The 18,602-nt window shown below is 44.8% G+C and carries 9 protein-coding genes; 4 read left to right on the forward strand and 5 right to left on the reverse strand.

Going from position 1 to position 18,602, the window contains the following annotated elements; translation table 11 throughout:
- Positions 1-86: 86 nt before the first annotated feature.
- Positions 87-2,921, reverse strand: coding sequence for a TonB-dependent receptor (locus tag KZ771_RS08580; protein WP_290652923.1), 2,835 nt, complete (start codon positions 2,919-2,921; stop codon positions 87-89).
- A 423-nt stretch (positions 2,922-3,344) separates the two neighbouring features.
- On the opposite strand from KZ771_RS08580, the gene KZ771_RS08585 reads away from it, so the two are divergent.
- Positions 3,345-4,964 carry an alpha-glucosidase family protein gene (locus KZ771_RS08585; RefSeq protein WP_290652925.1) on the forward strand — a complete coding sequence of 540 codons (1,620 nt, stop codon included), beginning with the start codon at positions 3,345-3,347 and terminating at the stop codon, positions 4,962-4,964.
- 272 nt (positions 4,965-5,236) lie between these two features.
- On the opposite strand, the gene fic is transcribed toward KZ771_RS08585, so the two are convergent.
- The 4 genes from fic to KZ771_RS08605 form a co-directional block, all read right to left on the reverse strand.
- On the reverse strand, positions 5,237-6,340 hold the full coding sequence (gene fic, locus KZ771_RS08590; protein ID WP_290652927.1) for a protein adenylyltransferase Fic: 1,104 nt from the start codon (positions 6,338-6,340) through the stop codon (positions 5,237-5,239).
- Between the two features lie 294 nt (positions 6,341-6,634).
- Positions 6,635-12,919, reverse strand: a complete 6,285-nt coding sequence (locus KZ771_RS08595; RefSeq protein WP_290652929.1) for a DEAD/DEAH box helicase — start codon at positions 12,917-12,919, stop codon at positions 6,635-6,637.
- Positions 12,920-12,925: 6 nt separating this feature from the next.
- Positions 12,926-16,186 carry an STY4851/ECs_5259 family protein gene (locus tag KZ771_RS08600; protein ID WP_290652931.1) on the reverse strand — a complete coding sequence of 1,087 codons (3,261 nt, stop codon included), beginning with the start codon at positions 16,184-16,186 and terminating at the stop codon, positions 12,926-12,928.
- Between the two features lie 486 nt (positions 16,187-16,672).
- Positions 16,673-16,822 carry a hypothetical protein gene (locus KZ771_RS08605; protein WP_290652933.1) on the reverse strand — a complete coding sequence of 50 codons (150 nt, stop codon included), beginning with the start codon at positions 16,820-16,822 and terminating at the stop codon, positions 16,673-16,675.
- Positions 16,823-17,130: 308 nt separating this feature from the next.
- Here KZ771_RS08605 and KZ771_RS08610 point away from each other — a divergent pair, with 308 nt between their 5' ends.
- From KZ771_RS08610 to KZ771_RS08620, 3 genes are all read left to right on the forward strand, one after another.
- A complete protein-coding gene (locus tag KZ771_RS08610; protein ID WP_290652934.1) occupies positions 17,131-17,346 on the forward strand; it encodes a hypothetical protein in 216 nt (71 codons plus the stop codon).
- A gap of 146 nt (positions 17,347-17,492) precedes the next feature.
- Complete coding sequence (locus KZ771_RS08615) at positions 17,493-17,852, forward strand: hypothetical protein (RefSeq protein WP_290652936.1); 360 nt, start codon at positions 17,493-17,495, stop codon at positions 17,850-17,852.
- A 278-nt stretch (positions 17,853-18,130) separates the two neighbouring features.
- Positions 18,131-18,583: an antitoxin Xre/MbcA/ParS toxin-binding domain-containing protein gene (locus tag KZ771_RS08620; RefSeq protein ID WP_290652938.1), complete on the forward strand. Its 453-nt coding sequence runs from the start codon at positions 18,131-18,133 to the stop codon at positions 18,581-18,583.
- Positions 18,584-18,602 lie beyond the last annotated feature (19 nt).

Genomic DNA, 18,602 nt, shown 5'->3' on the forward strand with positions numbered 1-18,602 from the left:
GATTATGCGACGGCATCATGCTGACGCCATGCGCGAAAAGCCCCTCTGGTTAGGGGCTTTGTTAAACCAATTACCTAACAAAAACGTTAGAACTCGTAGCTAAAGCCCAGCAAGTAGTTGCGACCGTAATCCTGGTAATCGCGAACCTGCAACGCATTGTCACCTTGTAACGAGATAAACGGTTCTTCGGTGATGTTCTGCACCTGGAAAGTGACTTCCAAGTTCTCAAGTCCGCTGATGCCAGAGTCTGCGAAGTCATAGCCAAATTGCGCATCCCAGATGGTTTCACCCTGAATATCAACTTGCTGCGTCTCAAAGCCCAAGCCGTACACATCGCCTTTGAAGTCACTGCGTTTACGCATGCTGGTGCGGGCACTAAAGCCATAACGCTCGTAGTAGAAGGTTACGCTCTGAATGCTGTCAGACAAGCCGGGTAGCTCATAATCATTACCGTTCTGGTCCTGAATATCCTGTTCGACACCGGTATGGCTAGCCAAAATACCGAAGCCTTCTAGTGCCTCAGAGAATTCGCTCAGCGGCAGCGCGATAGCTAACTCATAACCCCAAAGTTGGCCGCCACCACCATTGACTTTGCCTGAACCTGTCGCCGAGCTGGTCTCCGGAATTTCGCCGGTAGCAGGGTCAGGAACACCACTTAAATCAAGCTCGTAATTACCGTTAAAGATCCAATCATTCAGATCTTTGTAGAACAATGCCGCAGAGAAGTAACCCTCAGCAGTAAAGTAATTTTCGTAACTTAAATCTAAGCCAGTAGCTTCTTTAGGCTCCAGGTTTGGGTTACCGCCTGATACTGACCAGTAGTTGCCATTCTCATCAGGCTGCTGTGCGCTGTAAGTTGCGCTAATTGATGCATTCATCTCGTCCAGGCGAGCGCGCGAAATCGTTTTTGCAGCACCAAAACGCAGCATTTGTTGTTCGTCGATTGCAAAGATCAGGTTTAAGCTAGGTAAAACATGACCGTAATCGTGGCTCACGTCGGTTGGCTGAGCCACCACCAGACCATCGACAACGTTAAATGCATTACCTTGTGATGATTGTTTGGTGTGAACATAGCGTAAACCGACATTACCGGTAACAGGAATACCAGCAAACTGAGTATCAATGTTACCTTGGACAAAGGCTGCAGTTACATCCTCTTGTACCGTCCACGAGCGGGTTAAGTGCTTGGGATCGGTTAAACTTTCGCGCAACAGTTCATAATAGCCGTCATCGATGAGACCCTGTGTGTCATAAGCAATCATCGGCCCCATACCGATAAAGCTTAAATCTGCGGTACCCAAACGGTATTGTTCAGGTACTGACATCATGCCGACGTTATCAGGGTAGGAGAAGTCGGCCAGTGTCATATAGTACCCCTCGGAATCCTTACTTTTCTCACGATCCCGATAGGTCACACCGAATTCAATACCTTTAAAGAACTCATTGTTTAAAACTCGGCTGGCAGCTAGCTTTAAGGTGGTTAGCTCGTCCTCAACCGCCGGAGCATTAATAAAGCCATCCTGAGCGGTGTTCTCATATGGTGTGCCGACCAGTCCGTAGTTATCGTTTAACGCTGCACTGGCCCCCCAGGATAACGGGCCACCTAGCTGCATCAGGTTAAAGTCGCTGTAATCTAGCTGATGACTGAACTGTGCACCTGTGTTACCGGAATCAAACACATAACCAATGTCATCGGCAATACCATTATTATCGCCTCGACCGGTCCCGGCGTAGCTTTCGACACTCCATACCTGGCGTTCAACTTCAGAACGACTGGCATCAAATTCTAATGTCCAGTTATGGTCCAGGAAGTATTCGACGTTATAACCGAATTGCGTCAGCTCAGCTGCTCGTTCTTCATAGTCGTTGCGCAACACCACACGCTGACCTTGAGTAACCGCACTGGTGACAAAGCCGGTTTCCGGGTCTACCGTCGCACTCTCCGGATCAATCGAGCCCTGCCCCCAGGCAAACGGCACTTCAGTACCACGCAAGATTTTTTCATCAACGAAGTCAACATAAAGAGCATCAAAGGTCATATTGACCTTATCGGTTGGAGTGAATTCCAGCACCAACATAGCCGAATCACGCTCCAAAGTTGACGAACGCACATACGGTTTAGCACCGCCCAGAATAGATCCAGTGTCGCCCGATTCTGTCGTAAACTCCGGGTATCCCCATGAGTTCCAGCGCTTTTCTTGATTCGGAGAGCTCATGGTGGTGTAAGCAAACGCCACACCGAAGGTGTCATCCGCAAACTGATCAATGTAAGAGACGGTGCCGCGATAACCCTGATCATCACCGTCCGGGTTTAATTTATCAAAACTGGATTGTTCAAACTGGCCATTGACCTGAAATACCTGTTCGCCTTTAGTCAGTGGGCGAACCGTTTGCATGTCAATAACGCCGGCAATACCTTCGCCGCTCAGTGACGCGCTCGGTGTTTTATAAACCGTCACACCACTCATGATTTCAGATGGATACAGATCAAATTCCACACCCCGGTTATCGCTTATGGATACCTGCTGACGACCATTAAAGGTTGTGGTACTTTCGTTTTCACTAAAACCACGAACACTGACTCGCGAAGCTCGCCCATCCAGCCGTTGTGCAGTGATGCCCGGCAGTCGTGCGATTGACTCAGCAATCGATGAGTCAGGGAGCTTACCAATGTCTTCTGCAGAAATAGATTCAACAACCGACGTTGAAAAACGCTTGGTGTTGATTGATTCAACCACACTGCGACGGAACGTGCTGGTTACTTCAATTCGTTCAACATCTTTTTGTTGCTGCTGTTGCTGCTGTTCGCCTTTTTGTGTGGCGTTATTTTGAGCATCTGCCTCTTGTGCATAAGCGGTCTGACCGATGAGGCCGGCGCTAATAAGGGCAAGCGTTAGCATACTGGGTTTGAACGTAGACATAATAATTAATCCTGGTTGTTCATGCTTATCACCAAGTTGGTGCAGACTCTTATTTTTAGCCGCTATCCACTGTGGTTCTTGTTGTTGTCGGCGAAATACTAGCGCTCGTAATAAATTATTAACAAATTTATGCATACGTATTCAGTTGCGCGTTTGCCCCACTATTGTGCATCAGTCCCGCACCACGCGAGTAAAAACTCGACAACAATAAATTTTGCTGTTGTCAGTTTACGTAAACGTAAACTTGTAGGGAAAAATAATTTTCGACCATTCTCGAGCGCTGTAGCCCATAGCGCAACCGCGTTGTAGCCGTTATCCTGCAAACCCACGCAAAATGCATACGTATGCAGATTTTTTACAAGGCTTCGAGCCTTACTTATTCTTTGCCCGACAATAAAAATAACCGATGTTCTGGAGCAACAAATGGCGAACCCTCTTTGGTGGAAAGGTGCGGTAATTTATCAGATATACCCACGCAGCTTTCAAGATACAAATGGTGATGGGATCGGCGACATACCTGGTATTGTTAGTCGACTTGATTATATCAAAAGCCTGGGTGTTGACGCGGTATGGATATCGCCGTTTTTTAAGTCACCAATGAAGGACTTCGGCTACGATATCAGTGATTATCGCGACATCGACCCGATATTTGGTAACCTCGATGATTTCGATGAGCTAATCGAAGAGGCACATAAGCGCGACATCAAAATTATCATCGACCAGGTTTTAAGCCACACGTCTGATCAGCATCCGTGGTTTTTAGAAAGTCGCGAATCAAAGAATAATGATTATGCAGATTGGTATGTATGGGCAGATGCGAGAGAGGATGGCACTCAGCCCAATAACTGGTTGTCATTATTTGGTGGCCCGGCCTGGCAGTGGGAGCCGCGCCGCGAACAATATTATTTGCACAACTTTTTAACCGAACAGCCGGATCTGAACTTTTATAACCCGAAAGTCCGTCAGGCGGTACTGGATAACGTTGAGTTCTGGCTTAAAAAGGGCGTCGACGGCTTCCGTTTGGATGCCATCAACTTTTGCTATCACGATGCACAGTTGCGGGATAACCCGGCCAAGCCTAAGGAAAAACGACAAGGACGTGGGTTTAGTACTGATAACCCTTACGCATTCCAATACCACTATTACAATAATACCCAGCCCGAGAACCTTGATTTTATTCGCGACATCCGCGCATTGCTTAACAAGTACCCCGGCACAGTAGCGTTAGGTGAAATATCCTCTGAAGATTCACTGGCGACCATGGCGGAATATACCAGTGGCGGCGACAAGCTACATATGGGGTATAGTTTTGAGTTACTGACAGATGACTACAGCAGCCACTATATTCGCAAAACAGTAGAAACACTTGAAGCACACATGCGTGAGGGCTGGCCTTGTTGGGCTTTCAGTAATCATGACGTCGAACGTGTAGCCAGCCGCTGGGCTCGTAATGGTCAGGTAAACGCCGACCAAGTAAAAATGCTGACAGCGTTGCTAGGCTCTTTGCGTGGCAGTGTTTGTATGTATCAAGGCGAGGAATTGGCGTTGGGCGAAGCCGAGGTGGCATTCAATGACCTTCAGGACCCTTACGGAGTCACGTTTTGGCCTAATTTTAAAGGCCGTGACGGTTGCCGCACACCAATGCCCTGGCGTGACGAGGAAAATGCCGGTTTCAGCGAGGGTAAACCATGGCTTCCGGTTTATGCCGAGCACCGTGCCCAGAACGTCGCTAAACAAAAAGAAGATCCTGAGTCGACACTGAATGCGTTCAGCGAATTCATGGCCTGGCGCAGCACTCAGCCGGCGTTAGTTGAGGGAAGTATCCGTTTTATAGAAACCGATGAACCCGTGCTAGCCTTCTATCGCGAACACGATGGAGAATCGATTTTGTGCTGCTTTAATCTGGCTGACGCACCAGCAAGTCTGGATTTAACGCTGCAACCAACTCATCAATTTGCCGGCGAGCTCAACCATCACAACGCATCATTGCATGGCTCAACACTGACTTTGCCCGCTTTCGGCTGCTGGTTTGCAATGGTATGAGGACAGATTTCCTGGTGTCAAAAATGACATGACATTTTTGAGCACCCTTCGGGGTGTTTTTTTTACTTAAAAATGGTGGCCCCTCCCAGACTTGAACTGGGGACCTACCGATTATGAGTCCTGCATTGGTGGGTTTTCTAACACTTAGCTTCGGTTAAAAATATTCGGTTTTTCAGATGGTTATGTATTAACTGGATGTTTTTGATCCGACGCCGGTTTTGACGATTTTGATCTTAACTTCCGCTGTAACTACCGCTTGAGATTAGTTTGCTTCAAAAAGGTTTAATACGATTACTGTCTTTTGTCATTAGCGTCATCAATCGCGGATGCACAAATAATTTTTCCTTTCCTGAATCGACCTCTTGCAGCACGCCAATATCGGCTAACTGCTTTAAATAGGTTGAAGCGGTCTGACGTTTTGCAATATCACGCTCAACCAGATTGCTAATACGGCAATAAGGCTGTTCAAAAATAAGCTGAACAAGCTCGTAGCTGTATATTTTCGGTAGCTGCGCCTTTACATAATCGGTTGTACTTTCCATGAGCGTTCTAATCGCTGTAATTTTTTCACCGGTCCATATTGCGGTTTGCTCGACACCTTTTAGCATAAATAACAACCACTCTTCCCAGCTCTGATCTTTAGTGACTTGGTTCAAGAGGCGATAATAGTCTTGCTTATTATGAACGATGAAGCGACTCAAATACAAAATAGGCAGTGTTAGAAGACCCGATTCAATAAGGTATAAAACGTTTAAAATACGACCTGTTCTGCCATTCCCGTCATAGAAGGGGTGTATAGCTTCAAATTGATAATGGCTAATCGCCATCTTTATCAGCGGATCCAGATCGTCGTCATTATGAAGAAATCGCTCCCAGTTGGTTAACAAGTCCCGAATCACATCTTCTCCGGTTGGCGGCGTATAGATAATTTCGCCTGTCGTTCGGTTCCCTATAAAAGTCCCCGGTACTTTACGAATATCCATCTCGGAGTGCTTTAAGGTACTGCATACCTCAATAGCCGTCGCTGTGCATAGCGGCTTTTTCTCAAGTTGTATAAAGCCTTGGTATAACGCGGTTCGGTAACGTAATGCTTCCTTGGTTGCATGATCAGCACCTTTACCCCCTTGCGCATACTGAAAAAGCTTATCGGTCGTGGTAACAATATTTTCAATTTCTGAACTATCTTTTGCTTCAAGCAAAGGTAGCAGGTTAATTAACATGCTTTGGTTGGGAATGAGCTCTCCAGCCTTTTTTAACTCCGCTACAGCAGCACGTGCAGAAATACAGGCCTTCAGCACAGCCCTAGTTTCTATGACATCTAAGCTGGGTGGTAATGTCGGTAATTGGTTGTACGGTTGTTCTGCTTGCCAAGTCATGCTCAAATTTCCAGTCTAAATCGACATAAATAAACGATGAGTTCAGTTTATGTCGTTCCGATCGACATATCAATTTAATGTGTCGATTTTTTGTTATTTTTTCGACATACGTTATTTTTAGGTCGATATTATCGACATACCAAGCCTTAACCCCCCACTATGTCAGCCTAGTTGTCTCTTGGTGCATGATAGACCTCTAATTAGGTGGCCAAATTTAGTTTGCCACTACAGGCACCACTAAAACAGATTAGCCCGCTCAAGGAGGTCAAATAGAGGTGCCGTAAAAGACCAACATTATTCAGATATTCCTACGGTAAACCATGTTTGCCAATCCGCACTGTTATTTACCGTTGCCCGGCCGTACGCTTCACCCAAACGTCTAATTTGGTCTTTGACACTACGCTCAAAATCAAAGTTATGAAGCCCTCTATCTAATCTCAACCTCCAGTAGCCGAGACCTTGATCTAAAGCTATAGTTACTACCTTGCCATTATCAAAGTGCATCTCAAGCGTCCGCCTGTGAGGGGTATCTACTTTATCAGCATAGGTAACCTGCACATCTTGTGAACACGCATGCGAAAGCCAGCCAGTAAAAATTGCCTTGTAATCGTCTTCGTATACCCAGTCATGATGAATAGCAAAACCACTCTTTGCCCAGTTGCTTGAGCTAAAGCAAGTCTTTACTTCTATACTAGCCGCCTGCTCCTCAGTTATCGCCGTTAATAGTTCGCAAAGCATCAATAGACTTGATGGGCTTTGAAGATAACGGTCGGTATAAATCACTTTTTCCAACGTCGAATCTGTAACCAACTCGTAAAGTCTTGGCTCTTTTTCAAACCAAAAGTTTAATAGCCTGTTACCGAATCCCAGGAGAGACCCGTTAAGTTCTTTAAGAACGCCCACTTCTAAAGCTCCGACATTACGCGGTAGCTCTAATTCAAGTTGTTGCCCTAGAATCTCCGGGTAAGTATTAGATTCAATAGAAATCTCTTGGCTCGTAAGCCAGTGCTCGCCAGGGAGTGAGGTAAGCTCGTCAGCATTAGCCACAGTTATACATTGATCGCCTTTTATAGCTTGGAATACTACGTTGTGCTCAACATTAGCCAACAAGATCTCGACACCAATATTGTTTAACTCTAACAAGAAGCTTTTAACTTCTTTATCAAATTCATCCCTCGGGACGACAACCTCCACTGAAATATCATCACTCATTAAACGATGAAAAATCGCTTTGAAGTGGCCTGTTGCTGTATCCCAGTTAGCCGCTTCTTTGGAAAAAACAAACTTAAGTTTATCTGGTCTGACTCTTACAATTTCACTTAATTTCTCTTCTAGAGTGCTAGCAACATACTTAACCTGACAATCAGCTCCTAACAGATCTTTGAACTCACTTGGCAAAAATACATGATGCTGAATGTTTTCTTGTAACCACGTCAAAGCAAGCTTCCGATCTAGTCGGTCAATATCATGACGAGAATCACTTTCCAAAAGGCAAGAGTGGCAATATTTTTCGCAACTTTCGCGACAATCCAGTACTTTAGTGAGCTTATTTAAAAGACTTTCGATACTATGCTTTGCAGAGGTCGCGAAGCCCGCACCACCACTAACAATATCAAACAGTTGCACTACTTCAGCATGAGCTCCTCCCTCTACCAACGCTGGTCGAGTACTGTAACCTACCTCGCTGACAGAGATCCCCAACTGATCAACCAGAGCCTTCCTCAACGCAACCGCAATGGTTGTAGCCACAGTCTTATTGTGGAGGTAGGACTTAGAGTCTGGGTTGCGCAAAACCAGCTCAAACACATCCGTTGTGGTGTTATATCCCAGATGGATACCCTCCATGATTTTCCCCGCAGCATCACATTCCGACTTATCATCCGAGTTCCGCTGGAAACGGTTAGGCATGGGTGGCCGGTGCGGCTTATCCAATGAAAGAGTTTTTGGGAGTTCTTCTGTTTGTGTCATCGACTCCGCTTTCCCACACCCAAGACAAAGGGCATACCCTGTTCCGTTTACGCCAGAGCAGTGGTGAAAAACATGTCCTTCATTATCTGCTACCATATAACCTACCTCTGGGTTTGGTAGCGGTATAGGTTCCCTTTTCCCCATCACCCATGGCTTTTCTACTGGCACGAACTGAGTATGAGCAATGTTATTTGATGGCTGCTGATAAAAGTCCACCACAAACCCTGTAGGTTCTATTACATGGCGCTGATGCTTAGCCTTTATCGGCTTACCACATCTTGCGTTAGTGCAAACAAGTTCAGTTTGTTTATTTAACTCAGACTCATACCCCGTCTGGCCGCAACTGTCACACTTCCAGGCAATATCAAATTTCTGTGCGTCTTTTGCTCCCTCAACATGCACGTTTTGCCAGTTCAATGTAATCCCTGCTGATTTGTGAACTCTTCCGTCTAATACCAGTTCAGTTCCGGGGGCGAACTCTCGGATTGCTACAGCCAAGTTCCTACTGGGCATACCTCGACTCAACGACACATTGTCATCTCTAGACTCATTACTTTTTCTTTTTCGTTCATGTTCTTTTTCACGTATAAAATCAGTTAATGAGTACACAGATAAATTCACTACGTCAGTCGGGAATCCATACCCAGGCAAGAAACCTCTCGTTGCCAAGTCTCTAAGCAGATACTCCCTACACAACCTACGCAAATCTTTTTCAAGTTTGTGCTTGTAAAGCTCTGAGTCAGTTGCTCTTAATTCGTCCTGAATATACTGATACTCGTCTCTCCAGCGTTTGGCTAGGGATTCTATTTTTTCAATAGCTTCATCACAGAGCTTAACTTCTGAGCTCGACGATAATGAAGTTCCCCTCACAAGCACAGCCAGATCACTTTTCACATCCGCGCTGTTTGCGCTTAGCCAATCGACAAAGCGTTCGTGTATCGCTTGAAGTGAGTCTTGTTTTAGGTAAAACCATTCTAGACTTAAGAAAAGTCTTTCCTTCTGAGTAATACCTACTTTCTCTCGCAGAAATTTACCCAATAAAAAGGCATTCACATGTCGCTGAACCAGCTTCGATGAGCTGAACGTTACCATCGGAGCAGGTATCGCTGTTACAAACGGCCATTTGGGTTGGTTAAACACAAACTGATCATGTGGGTTACTTTTACAGATGGTATACCCTATTGCCCGCGACTCACTGGACCGCCCAGCTCGTCCGGCCCGTTGTAGATAATTTGCAGGGTGAGGAGGAACGTTGTTCATGACTACAGCAGATATCCCGCCAATATCAACGCCCATCTCCATGGTCGTCGAGCAATTCAGTACATTCTTACGGCCTTGTTTAAACCATTCCTCGTAGCGTTCTAGGTTTTCCGATGACTGCTGAGCAGAATGCTCAGCGTTTGTATAGTAGAACCCTCCTTCGACGGCTCTATCATTAATATCAGTCCACAAGTTTTGTTCTCGTAAAGCAGACACTTTAGAGTCATTCGCGACTTTTTCCCTTACCTCTTCAATAAATGTGGAAACGTTAGTGCCCGTGTTGAACTCCCAAATAGAAGGGAGTGCTACCTTTTCGCATAAATAGGAGGTCACATCTTTATTCCATGGGATATAAGGTGTTATTCCTTTAAACACGGTATCAAGAAGCTTATTGGTTATGGGGCAAACATAAGCCTCTGACATTAATGAAAACTGCACTGAGTTCAATCGTAACTGGAATTGTTTATTTGAGACCTCAGCAAGCGTTCGCGTATCCACGAGTGCTTTCCAGGCTGCTTTCAACCATGTATTGAGAATATTCTCTTCTCTTGTTTGTAACTGATCAAAGCCAGCCGCTTTTGCTAATAATGTAATGACCCTCTGCTGCCTTGTATTCCCCTTCTTAACAAGCGGCCACTTTTTGATTCTGTTTTCATCTTCACCCTTTGAATCAGGATCAATTAAGAACTTTGGATAAAAGTGCATGCCTATCCAGCGTGACCACTCTTCATTAACCGCAACATAGGTGTTTTCTCTTACAAAAAAGTCCATGCAGACTTTCAAATAGTCTTTCCAATCTTGAAGCGTGAATTTGTATTGCTCCCAGAATTCAGGAACCCAATCTATGGTCTCAATTCTCGGATAAACAAGCTTTATAAGGCCTTGCGTCTCAATGTTGTTTCGAAACTTAGGTCGCCTTGCCACTTCACGCGTGAGTAACATTTCAGATAATTTAGTGGCATCAGTTCTTTCAAAGACTTCGGGGGCCAAATAACGATTTTCCATCGTCATGGAATGCGCTATATCGTTATCACTTTTTACAATATCGATCAGCTCTGGCCACGGCATAGGCTTTGGATACGTTCTAAACTGTGTTCCATCTTCCAAGGCAGTAATATAAGTTCTAAGTGCGCAGGCTTCGTCAACATTCAATTTTTCAATTGCAGGCAGCAACTCTTTAATCTTGTCTACCGGCATCGACTGATACATTTTCACTTTTTCCAGAGTTTCAGGATCCAAATCCATCTTGGATTCTAATGATTTGCGCAACTCCCGAATTAAAACCCCTCTGAAATGAGAACGCTCAGCCTCCTGCTGCATACCCACCGATATTTTAGCGGTACCCTGTCGACTGTCAGTAAACGTAATCAGCCGCCGCCCTCTTCCTGGCAACGAATTTGGACCTTCTTGGTTCTTGTTATTTTCCTCAGGTTCAAAGTCAGGACAATATTCGAGTACTGTTGGAACGGCGTTGGTTGCATAAAAAGGCGCACCTAACATGCACCTTCTGAAAGGTTTTCCATATTGCCCCCTGCCCCTATGACCGCAATCTGAGCATTCTTGTTGATCTCCAGCATTTTCAGCTAGCTTTATCTCCCCTTCCTCACCAAATGTCATTTGGCCTGATTTATTGAAAGATATTGGGTGGTAACCGTGATCTTCATTCATCCTATAGCTAAAGACGATGGGGTTAGACGTTCTTGTAATGGTATCAACATCAGCTGTATCGCTAGTTTCATCGAGATCTAACTCCCTCTCTCCTTCCGTCAGAGAAAACTCATCTTCCTGACGATTTACCCATTGTTGCAGCATTGAACTGTTATCATAGGCACCAAGTAAGTGAGGCTCGTTACACTGGTCACAAAATGCCAACTCAAGCACCGGGGCTCCACATTCACAATGAACTCGATGGGATGAGTAAACAGCACCGAAGTCCCAATTATCTTCAAGCGGCGTATTGTTCTTGTGTGAGCAGCCCTTATCAATACACGCCCATACTCCATCCAAAGTGCGTTGAAAATAATGTGCTCTAAGCTTTAAAAACGCTTCTTCTTGTCCGTTATAAGACGGCCGAGTATTCGTGCAAACGTCCAGCCAACGATATATATCATTCTCAGTTAACTCGAATTCAGCTAATCCACGTTGCAATTCCTGGATGGTCTTGGGTGGTGTATTATCTCTGGTCAGCAAATCTCTTAAAGAGGTCGCAATCTTACTATTTACCAAAGCATTAAAACGACTCTTCGACACTGAAGGGTTGCGCTTTACTTTTTTAGAATCGGGAATTTCTCCCTCTGACTCAATCGCCTCAATCTCATCCAGAGTTAAGTTTTCTGATGCCGTTGCCCTTAGTCGAGGTACTAATCTACGACCGCCAATTACATCGACTTGAGCCTCGGAGATATTTGCTAGGTTAGCGAGGTAACGTTTGAGGCTATTTTCAGCTTCTTCTCCTGCTATGGTTGCTGATGTTGCAACAAAGCGGATATTCTCCGGTTCTACGTCAAATGCCTGCATTACACGCCGTAACTGCAACGCCAATTCCGCTGCTTGGGAGCCCACGTAAGTATGGGCTTCATCAAGCACTATCCAGCGAAGCTTTCCTTTTGACCTCTCGATAATCGGCGCATCTGCCTGACGAATCAGCATGTATTCCAACATGGTACCGTTCGTAACTAAGATTTGTGCTGGATCATCACGCAACCCTTCTCTGCTCATCACTTCCTGAGGGTTAGCTTTCTGACGTTGTCGTTCCTTACTCTCAAGGTACTCAGGTGTTTTTCCGTTAAATAAGCAAAAACGAATATCGCCGTTGAAATGCTGAGTCCAAGCGTTCAGTCGTTCTCTTTGCGAGTTAATCAGAGCATTCAGGGGGTACAAAAAGAGTGCTCTTACACCTGTCATGCGAGCCTGTGTCTCGGCAGACTCTCGGTATAAATCTTCTAGCACCGGAATCATGAAACATTCTGTCTTACCCGAACCAGTACCACTAGTAATGATTCGTGACTGTGCTTCTGAGGCCAGTAAATCATTCCACGCCTTGTATTGGTGCTTAAACGGATACCAGTCTCGGTTAAAGCGATAGCGCCCATTATCTTTTGAGTCCAATGCGTCTATCACTGCTTGGGACAATAGTCCCTGTTCGGAAAGTCCTTGCATAGTCTGTGACTGTTCGCGCTCCCAAGCAAACATTTGCTCAAAAACTGGTCCGTGGACAAAAGCTTCGTCGCTTTCCATTTTTTCACTTAAGTGATTACGTAACCTCGGGTTATTAATACCCAATACGCTCAGCGTTGCCTCTTTTGCTCGGGAATTCGCTTGTCGTTTTAACGTTGAAAAGAATCCTTTCACTTATCGTTACTCCTTAAAAAAACTTAGGGCACATTGAAATACCGGATTAAACCAATCTCGATCAAAATCCATTAACTGACGTAACAAAAAGTAATTTACGTTGCCCACACCTAGCAAGTCTTCCCAGCTGGCTTTATCTGACACTACTGCAGCTGCAACGATAGGAAAATACATAACAGCAGTCTTGAACTCATGAGGGATTTCAAATAGAGCTAAATCAGAAAAATTGCTAAGAACACTCTTTCTAATCTCCTCCTCATAATGCTGAGGCCAACGCCTCTCCTCAATGGGATTATGCCTTAGCAAGTCATCCTTCCATGTATTTATTAGAATGGGGTACACTTCCTTGTTTTTACTATTCACTGAGAAAAGTTCAGGCAATGACATAAACTCGGTAATGGCTTCATCCTTATCCTGTAAATACTTGTTAACAAGCGGCTCAGGGAACCCCAGTTTTTCCAAGTAAGCCCTATACCGGCTGCGACCTTCATTCCATTGACTCAAAGGAATAAGCTCCCAAACAACATTGAATTCTGTTTGTAACGCCTCTAAAACTTTTTCGACACTTGCCCTAGTCGCAAATGGCAGCGTAGCCAGGCAGCCGGTATGCTTCGAAAGTACTTTCCACAACTCAAAGGTGGCCATCGGCAAATGTGCGTAACTTTCTAGTAATTTATCAACGTAGCGCCAGCCTGAGTGTTCAATTTCTTTCGTCATATCATCCAGAACTGGAGTAAAAACCGCTGAGTTATGCACAGGATGAAATGTTTGCGCAGCTTTCTCAATCGATCTAACCTCGCTATTGAGTGCTGTCGCCTCAGTAGGAGGAATAAATACAGCTCGAAACGAGACTGTCGAAGCTTTCTGCGGCACAGCCAGTTTTGGCGTCGCTCGATGCAAGGGCAACTCAAATACGCCTATCGGTGAACCTTGCGATAAGCGTTGAGTCAATATATCCGGTTTTTCATTGAGATCGGTAAGATTAATCAATTCAATTTTCAGATCCGAAAAGTCTTTTACTTCTTGGCTACTGAATACAATCGAGTTGCCATCTAACTTACCAGAAACCGCATTCCACCCCACTGTATATTGCTTGAATCCAAAGCCTGAGCTACTTATAACCATCCTTACCACTTCATCAAGCTCATGATTTTGAGCTGTGGCTAGCAGCTCTTTAGTTTTCTCGCGCAATTCAAAGAGACTGACTTCTCCCACACTTTTTTGGACATCATAGTGGAATAGATAGGCTGGATTACCTCGAGCAGATGTTGGCGCCTTTAGCTCAATATCAAACTCGGTGCTTTTTTTATTAGGAGCCCTGAATAGCAATGCTCGAGCACCCAGCAGATCACTAATCGCACAGTGACGTGGTAGTTCATTCCCGTTGGCATCAAACACAAGAGCGCCACGACTAGGAAACGGTAGTACTAGCGAAATAGGATCAGCCAATAGGTTTGCTTGTATATTTAAGTTTATATGAGCCGGCGGGACGCTTTTCGCATGGAGTTCAATTTTCTTGGTTTTTTGTTCAGCGCAGGTTTTAGTTTGGATGTCTGTATCTACTTTATAGATAAATGCGTTCTCGCTGGTAATGAGAACACAGCCCCAATTGGGTCTCGTCCCTGGGCTTAAGTTGATCTCAAAATCTTGGGGCAAAATGGCGATCTTTTTACGATAAAGCGTTTTACCTTGGGCTTTAACTCTCAACACTTGTCTGCCAAAAAACTCTGACGGGTTGGTCCTACTATCTAGGTCATTATCACCGATAAATATTCGACTGTTAGGATGATGACACGCAATCTTAGGTATTCCTTTATATACCGGGTAACCCCCGTAACTTGGGAATTCAATTTGCTCGCCGTTTATTTCGAGGCTGGCTTTGTTATAGCTATCTTCTTGATTAGATACTAAATAGCTATCTCCGCCCCCAGCACTAGAATAATTAATAACGAGTTCACCTGAGAATGACAGCTGTAGATAGGCCCCCCTGTGTTGGCTATTGAGCAGTATCGCTCTTCCTTTATCAATCTCTGCGTCATCAGGAATCAACAGTGATAACTTTTCTGCTTTGTGACTAGCACTACCGCACCCGACTACCAAAAGCCCTTCATTTCCTTGCTTTAAAAGCACGGGCATATCATTTAACGGTAGAGAGGAATTTGGAATTTCTTCAACATAACTCACTCTCCCCGCCTGCATTATCACAACCGAAAGCGGCGCTTCATAATCGTTACGTCCAAAAGAAACTTCTGTTTTGCGCATGTGAAGTTTAATGCCGCTTTCACAGATTTCGGCTCTCGCCATACCAAAGTCAGCTATCTGAGTATTTCCTTCAAACACCAGTACTTCAACAATTGGTGCAGTTAAGTCCTTTCGGGTCAACGGAATAGTAAAACGTTTACTAACCTCAATATTTGCAGAAAACGAGATTTCATTTGTGTTTCTGAGCCTTTGGGCGAGCTGGAGTCGAGTCTGTTCATTCTTTTTTACTTTGCGTCGAGCTGCAGCTGAATTCAGCAGACCAGCTAGGAATTTATCCCCCGTCTCAATGTCTAAAGGAATGGGAAAGCTTGCTCGCCAACTTTTTGTAACTGAATCTAAGTATTCAGCAGGGTTATTCTTTTGCTCCAAGCTGTAGGTATCTATTAGAGCATATAGATTTCCAACCATATCATGCAACAACGTGACAGTACTCTCTGACTGAAATGCATCAGGCATACTGCTTAATTGCTTTTCAATCAGTGCTAATGGTGACAGCCCAAACGATTTAGCTCTGTCAAATTCTACCAGTAATCGTTTGAAAAGAGCCTGAAATCGCCCACCTTCTGCCGCCAGTAAAGAGAACGGTAAGCCCCCTTCACTAAACAATGAACCGAGGTAATCATTGCGATTACTCGCATAACGATTAACATTACGTTTCCAGTAGGCAAGACCTTTAATAACAACATCAGCTCGCTGACTAGGCTCCAGCTCAAAACCTAATGCATCAAAAATTCCAGACCACGACCAACCTGACTGATATTCACGCCGATACCACTCAGCACCAAATAAACAAAATGATGCGCACCAAAGTGGGTTCTTGAAGGAAGCTGAACATGGCAAACGGGCTTGTAACAATGACCGTAATCTAGAATAGGCATTGGCATTTAACTGATAGGTAAATAAAGGCGCGCCGCTTGGTTCTGATAGTTCGCGCTGGCTCAACAGCGATTCAATATATAGGTTCACGCTAAGGCCTTTATCGACAATCCCTTCGCTACCGTTCATATTCCCTCCTGGCTGCTAAAACTCTCAAGAGTGAATGCTAGTCGCGAGTTATAACAGTCAAGCTTTTTAATTGTATAAATCACATAAACCTGACAGATGGTATATTAGACTTAGTGAATTGTGTAGTTGTTTCACTATCAATCAGTTGATTTCCCATTGCGATTTTCCAATAGTTTTCTAAACGCAGAATCATTCTAGGTCTAACCAACAAAATAGAACCATAAGATTCCCTCTCTTCCGCTTACCATTTTGCTCTGTTAATATGCTCAAATCGCTAGCCTCTCACACTTGGCAATCGGAGCCGCAATGTCATGCTAAGCGATACTTCCTAGCAACCGTCACCGGTGGCTTTTTTTAGTAGACGTCGCATAAACCATACAACCAGCCCAAATGATTGTCATTTAGATGATCTCGGTAACACCCAGCCATGCGTTCATGGTTTAATCTGACCACCAATTTATGCATATCGGAACAGGCTGTTGTGGGTCAATTTTGTTGACCTGATAAGTCGACGTTGATGATCCAGGACACCAGCGAGTCGAGGTCATCATCTTTATTCACCAGCGGCTGTTGCTCGAACAACAGCATGAGACAGTCAACCGCCATCAGGCCGTTGACCTTGACGGTTTCAACCATGCTGTACAGGATCCCGTCATGGCGGTCGCGCGACATCACAAGTAGTTGAGAGAAGCCGGGCTTTGCCGAGAAGTGACTGTGTGCTGACCTATAGCGCCGACTTATCCAGCCAGATTATTAGCTTGTTCGTCAGGGGGATATGCTAAGGCTTCACCTTTTTCCTGTTTTTTCGCGGCTTTAAATTAAAAATTGCTTCAGTAGAGGAAAACGCCAATCATAAATGGTTTTTTGTTACTAGTGGACTATAAGAGTGTCTAACTTGGAGTATTGAGGCAATTCGGTCTCGAAAAGCAAGTAAGGCAATCGGTATGGCAAACTTAATAACCAAAGAACAGGCACTTAGAAATTTTAAAGAAGCCTTGGAGAATTTATCTCATAACTTCTCAAACGAGGAGCAATTAGAAAAAGCGTTTCAGAATTACATGTCTGCAATAATCCCGTTGGCTAATTACAGGTGTGCGAATGGCACCGCCGTACCCTACGAAGCCATTTGGGATGAATTAAGAGAGAACGACATTGGTTGAACAAATTGTTTATCTGGGATTAGCGACCAAGATCAATGCTTGATTGACAGTAAACTAATCAAAGTACATACTAAGCAAACCTGACGAATGTCATATTAGAATGAGTTATTTTCAACCTCATGGATTTAATTTTATAAGGACTTTGCATGAAAAAATTAGCTTTAGCTACCGCAGTGCTGGCTACTCTGATGACAACAGGCTGCGCGCAACGAATCGCTGACTTTACGTTGGCTTCGACTAAAAATGTCGATCTTAACAGCGGACAATTCGTAAAGGGTGAACGAGTTGAAGGAATTGACAAAAAATATGTTGTCTTATTTCCACTCGGCGTTCCAAGCGTAAAAGAGGCAGCCGACCGTGCTATCGAAACTAACCCATGCGCCGTTGCTTTAACGGACGTGACTGCGGATTCGGAAGCATTCGCTTTCCTTTTCGGCTACGTGCAATACAAAATTGAGGGTGACCTTGTCATTGACACTAGTCGCACTGGCTGCTCCTCAAACTAATCAACCTTCTGCATTTTGGTACCAGCCACCATCACCGGTGGCTTTTTTGTTTCTCTGCCACACGCATCCGAGTTCTCGACCCCATAGTGGCTGTAAATCCAACAGAAAATGCTATTCTAAGTACTTGGTAACTTGGTTGGAGTATTTGATGGGCGACGAGTCATTATTAATTTGGGTAGCGGTGATGCCGGTCGTGATGCTGGGTATTCACTTGCTTATTACCTATATTCAAAGCAAGAAGAAAGGCTCTGAGTGAGCTTTCACTGTGAGGCACTCCAATGCACCACGAACACTACATCCCCAAGACTGCGCAACAGCCTTTAAAGCTGACTTTAAAGGAAAAGCTAGGGCTACCTGAAGACTACCCGGCAATGGGCGATGCTATTGTGCAAGGTTTCACTTTTGAGGTCGTCGCTTCCCTTGCGCACGAAACGGAGCTGTCAGAAACCGAAATCTTGAATGCGCTTAATCTTCCTGACCGGAAAAAAGTCCAGAGAAGAAAACACAGACGCTTTACCAGGCTAGAAAGCAACCGTATTTATGCGTTAATTGAAGCCATAGAGGCCTCTGAAGCGCTTTTTCAGGGCGATCCATGCAAGGCCATTAATTGGCTTAAAAAACCTTGTCATGGTCTTGGTAGGCGCGCGCCTATTGAAAACCTGAACTCATTCTTCGAGTTTCAGCAAGTGGTCTCTCTTATCCATCGCCTGGAGCGCGGTGTTTTCAATTAGCCACGACCTTTAAAGTTGC

Source organism: Idiomarina sp. (assembly GCF_019431395.1).
Lineage (GTDB): Bacteria > Pseudomonadota > Gammaproteobacteria > Enterobacterales > Alteromonadaceae > Idiomarina.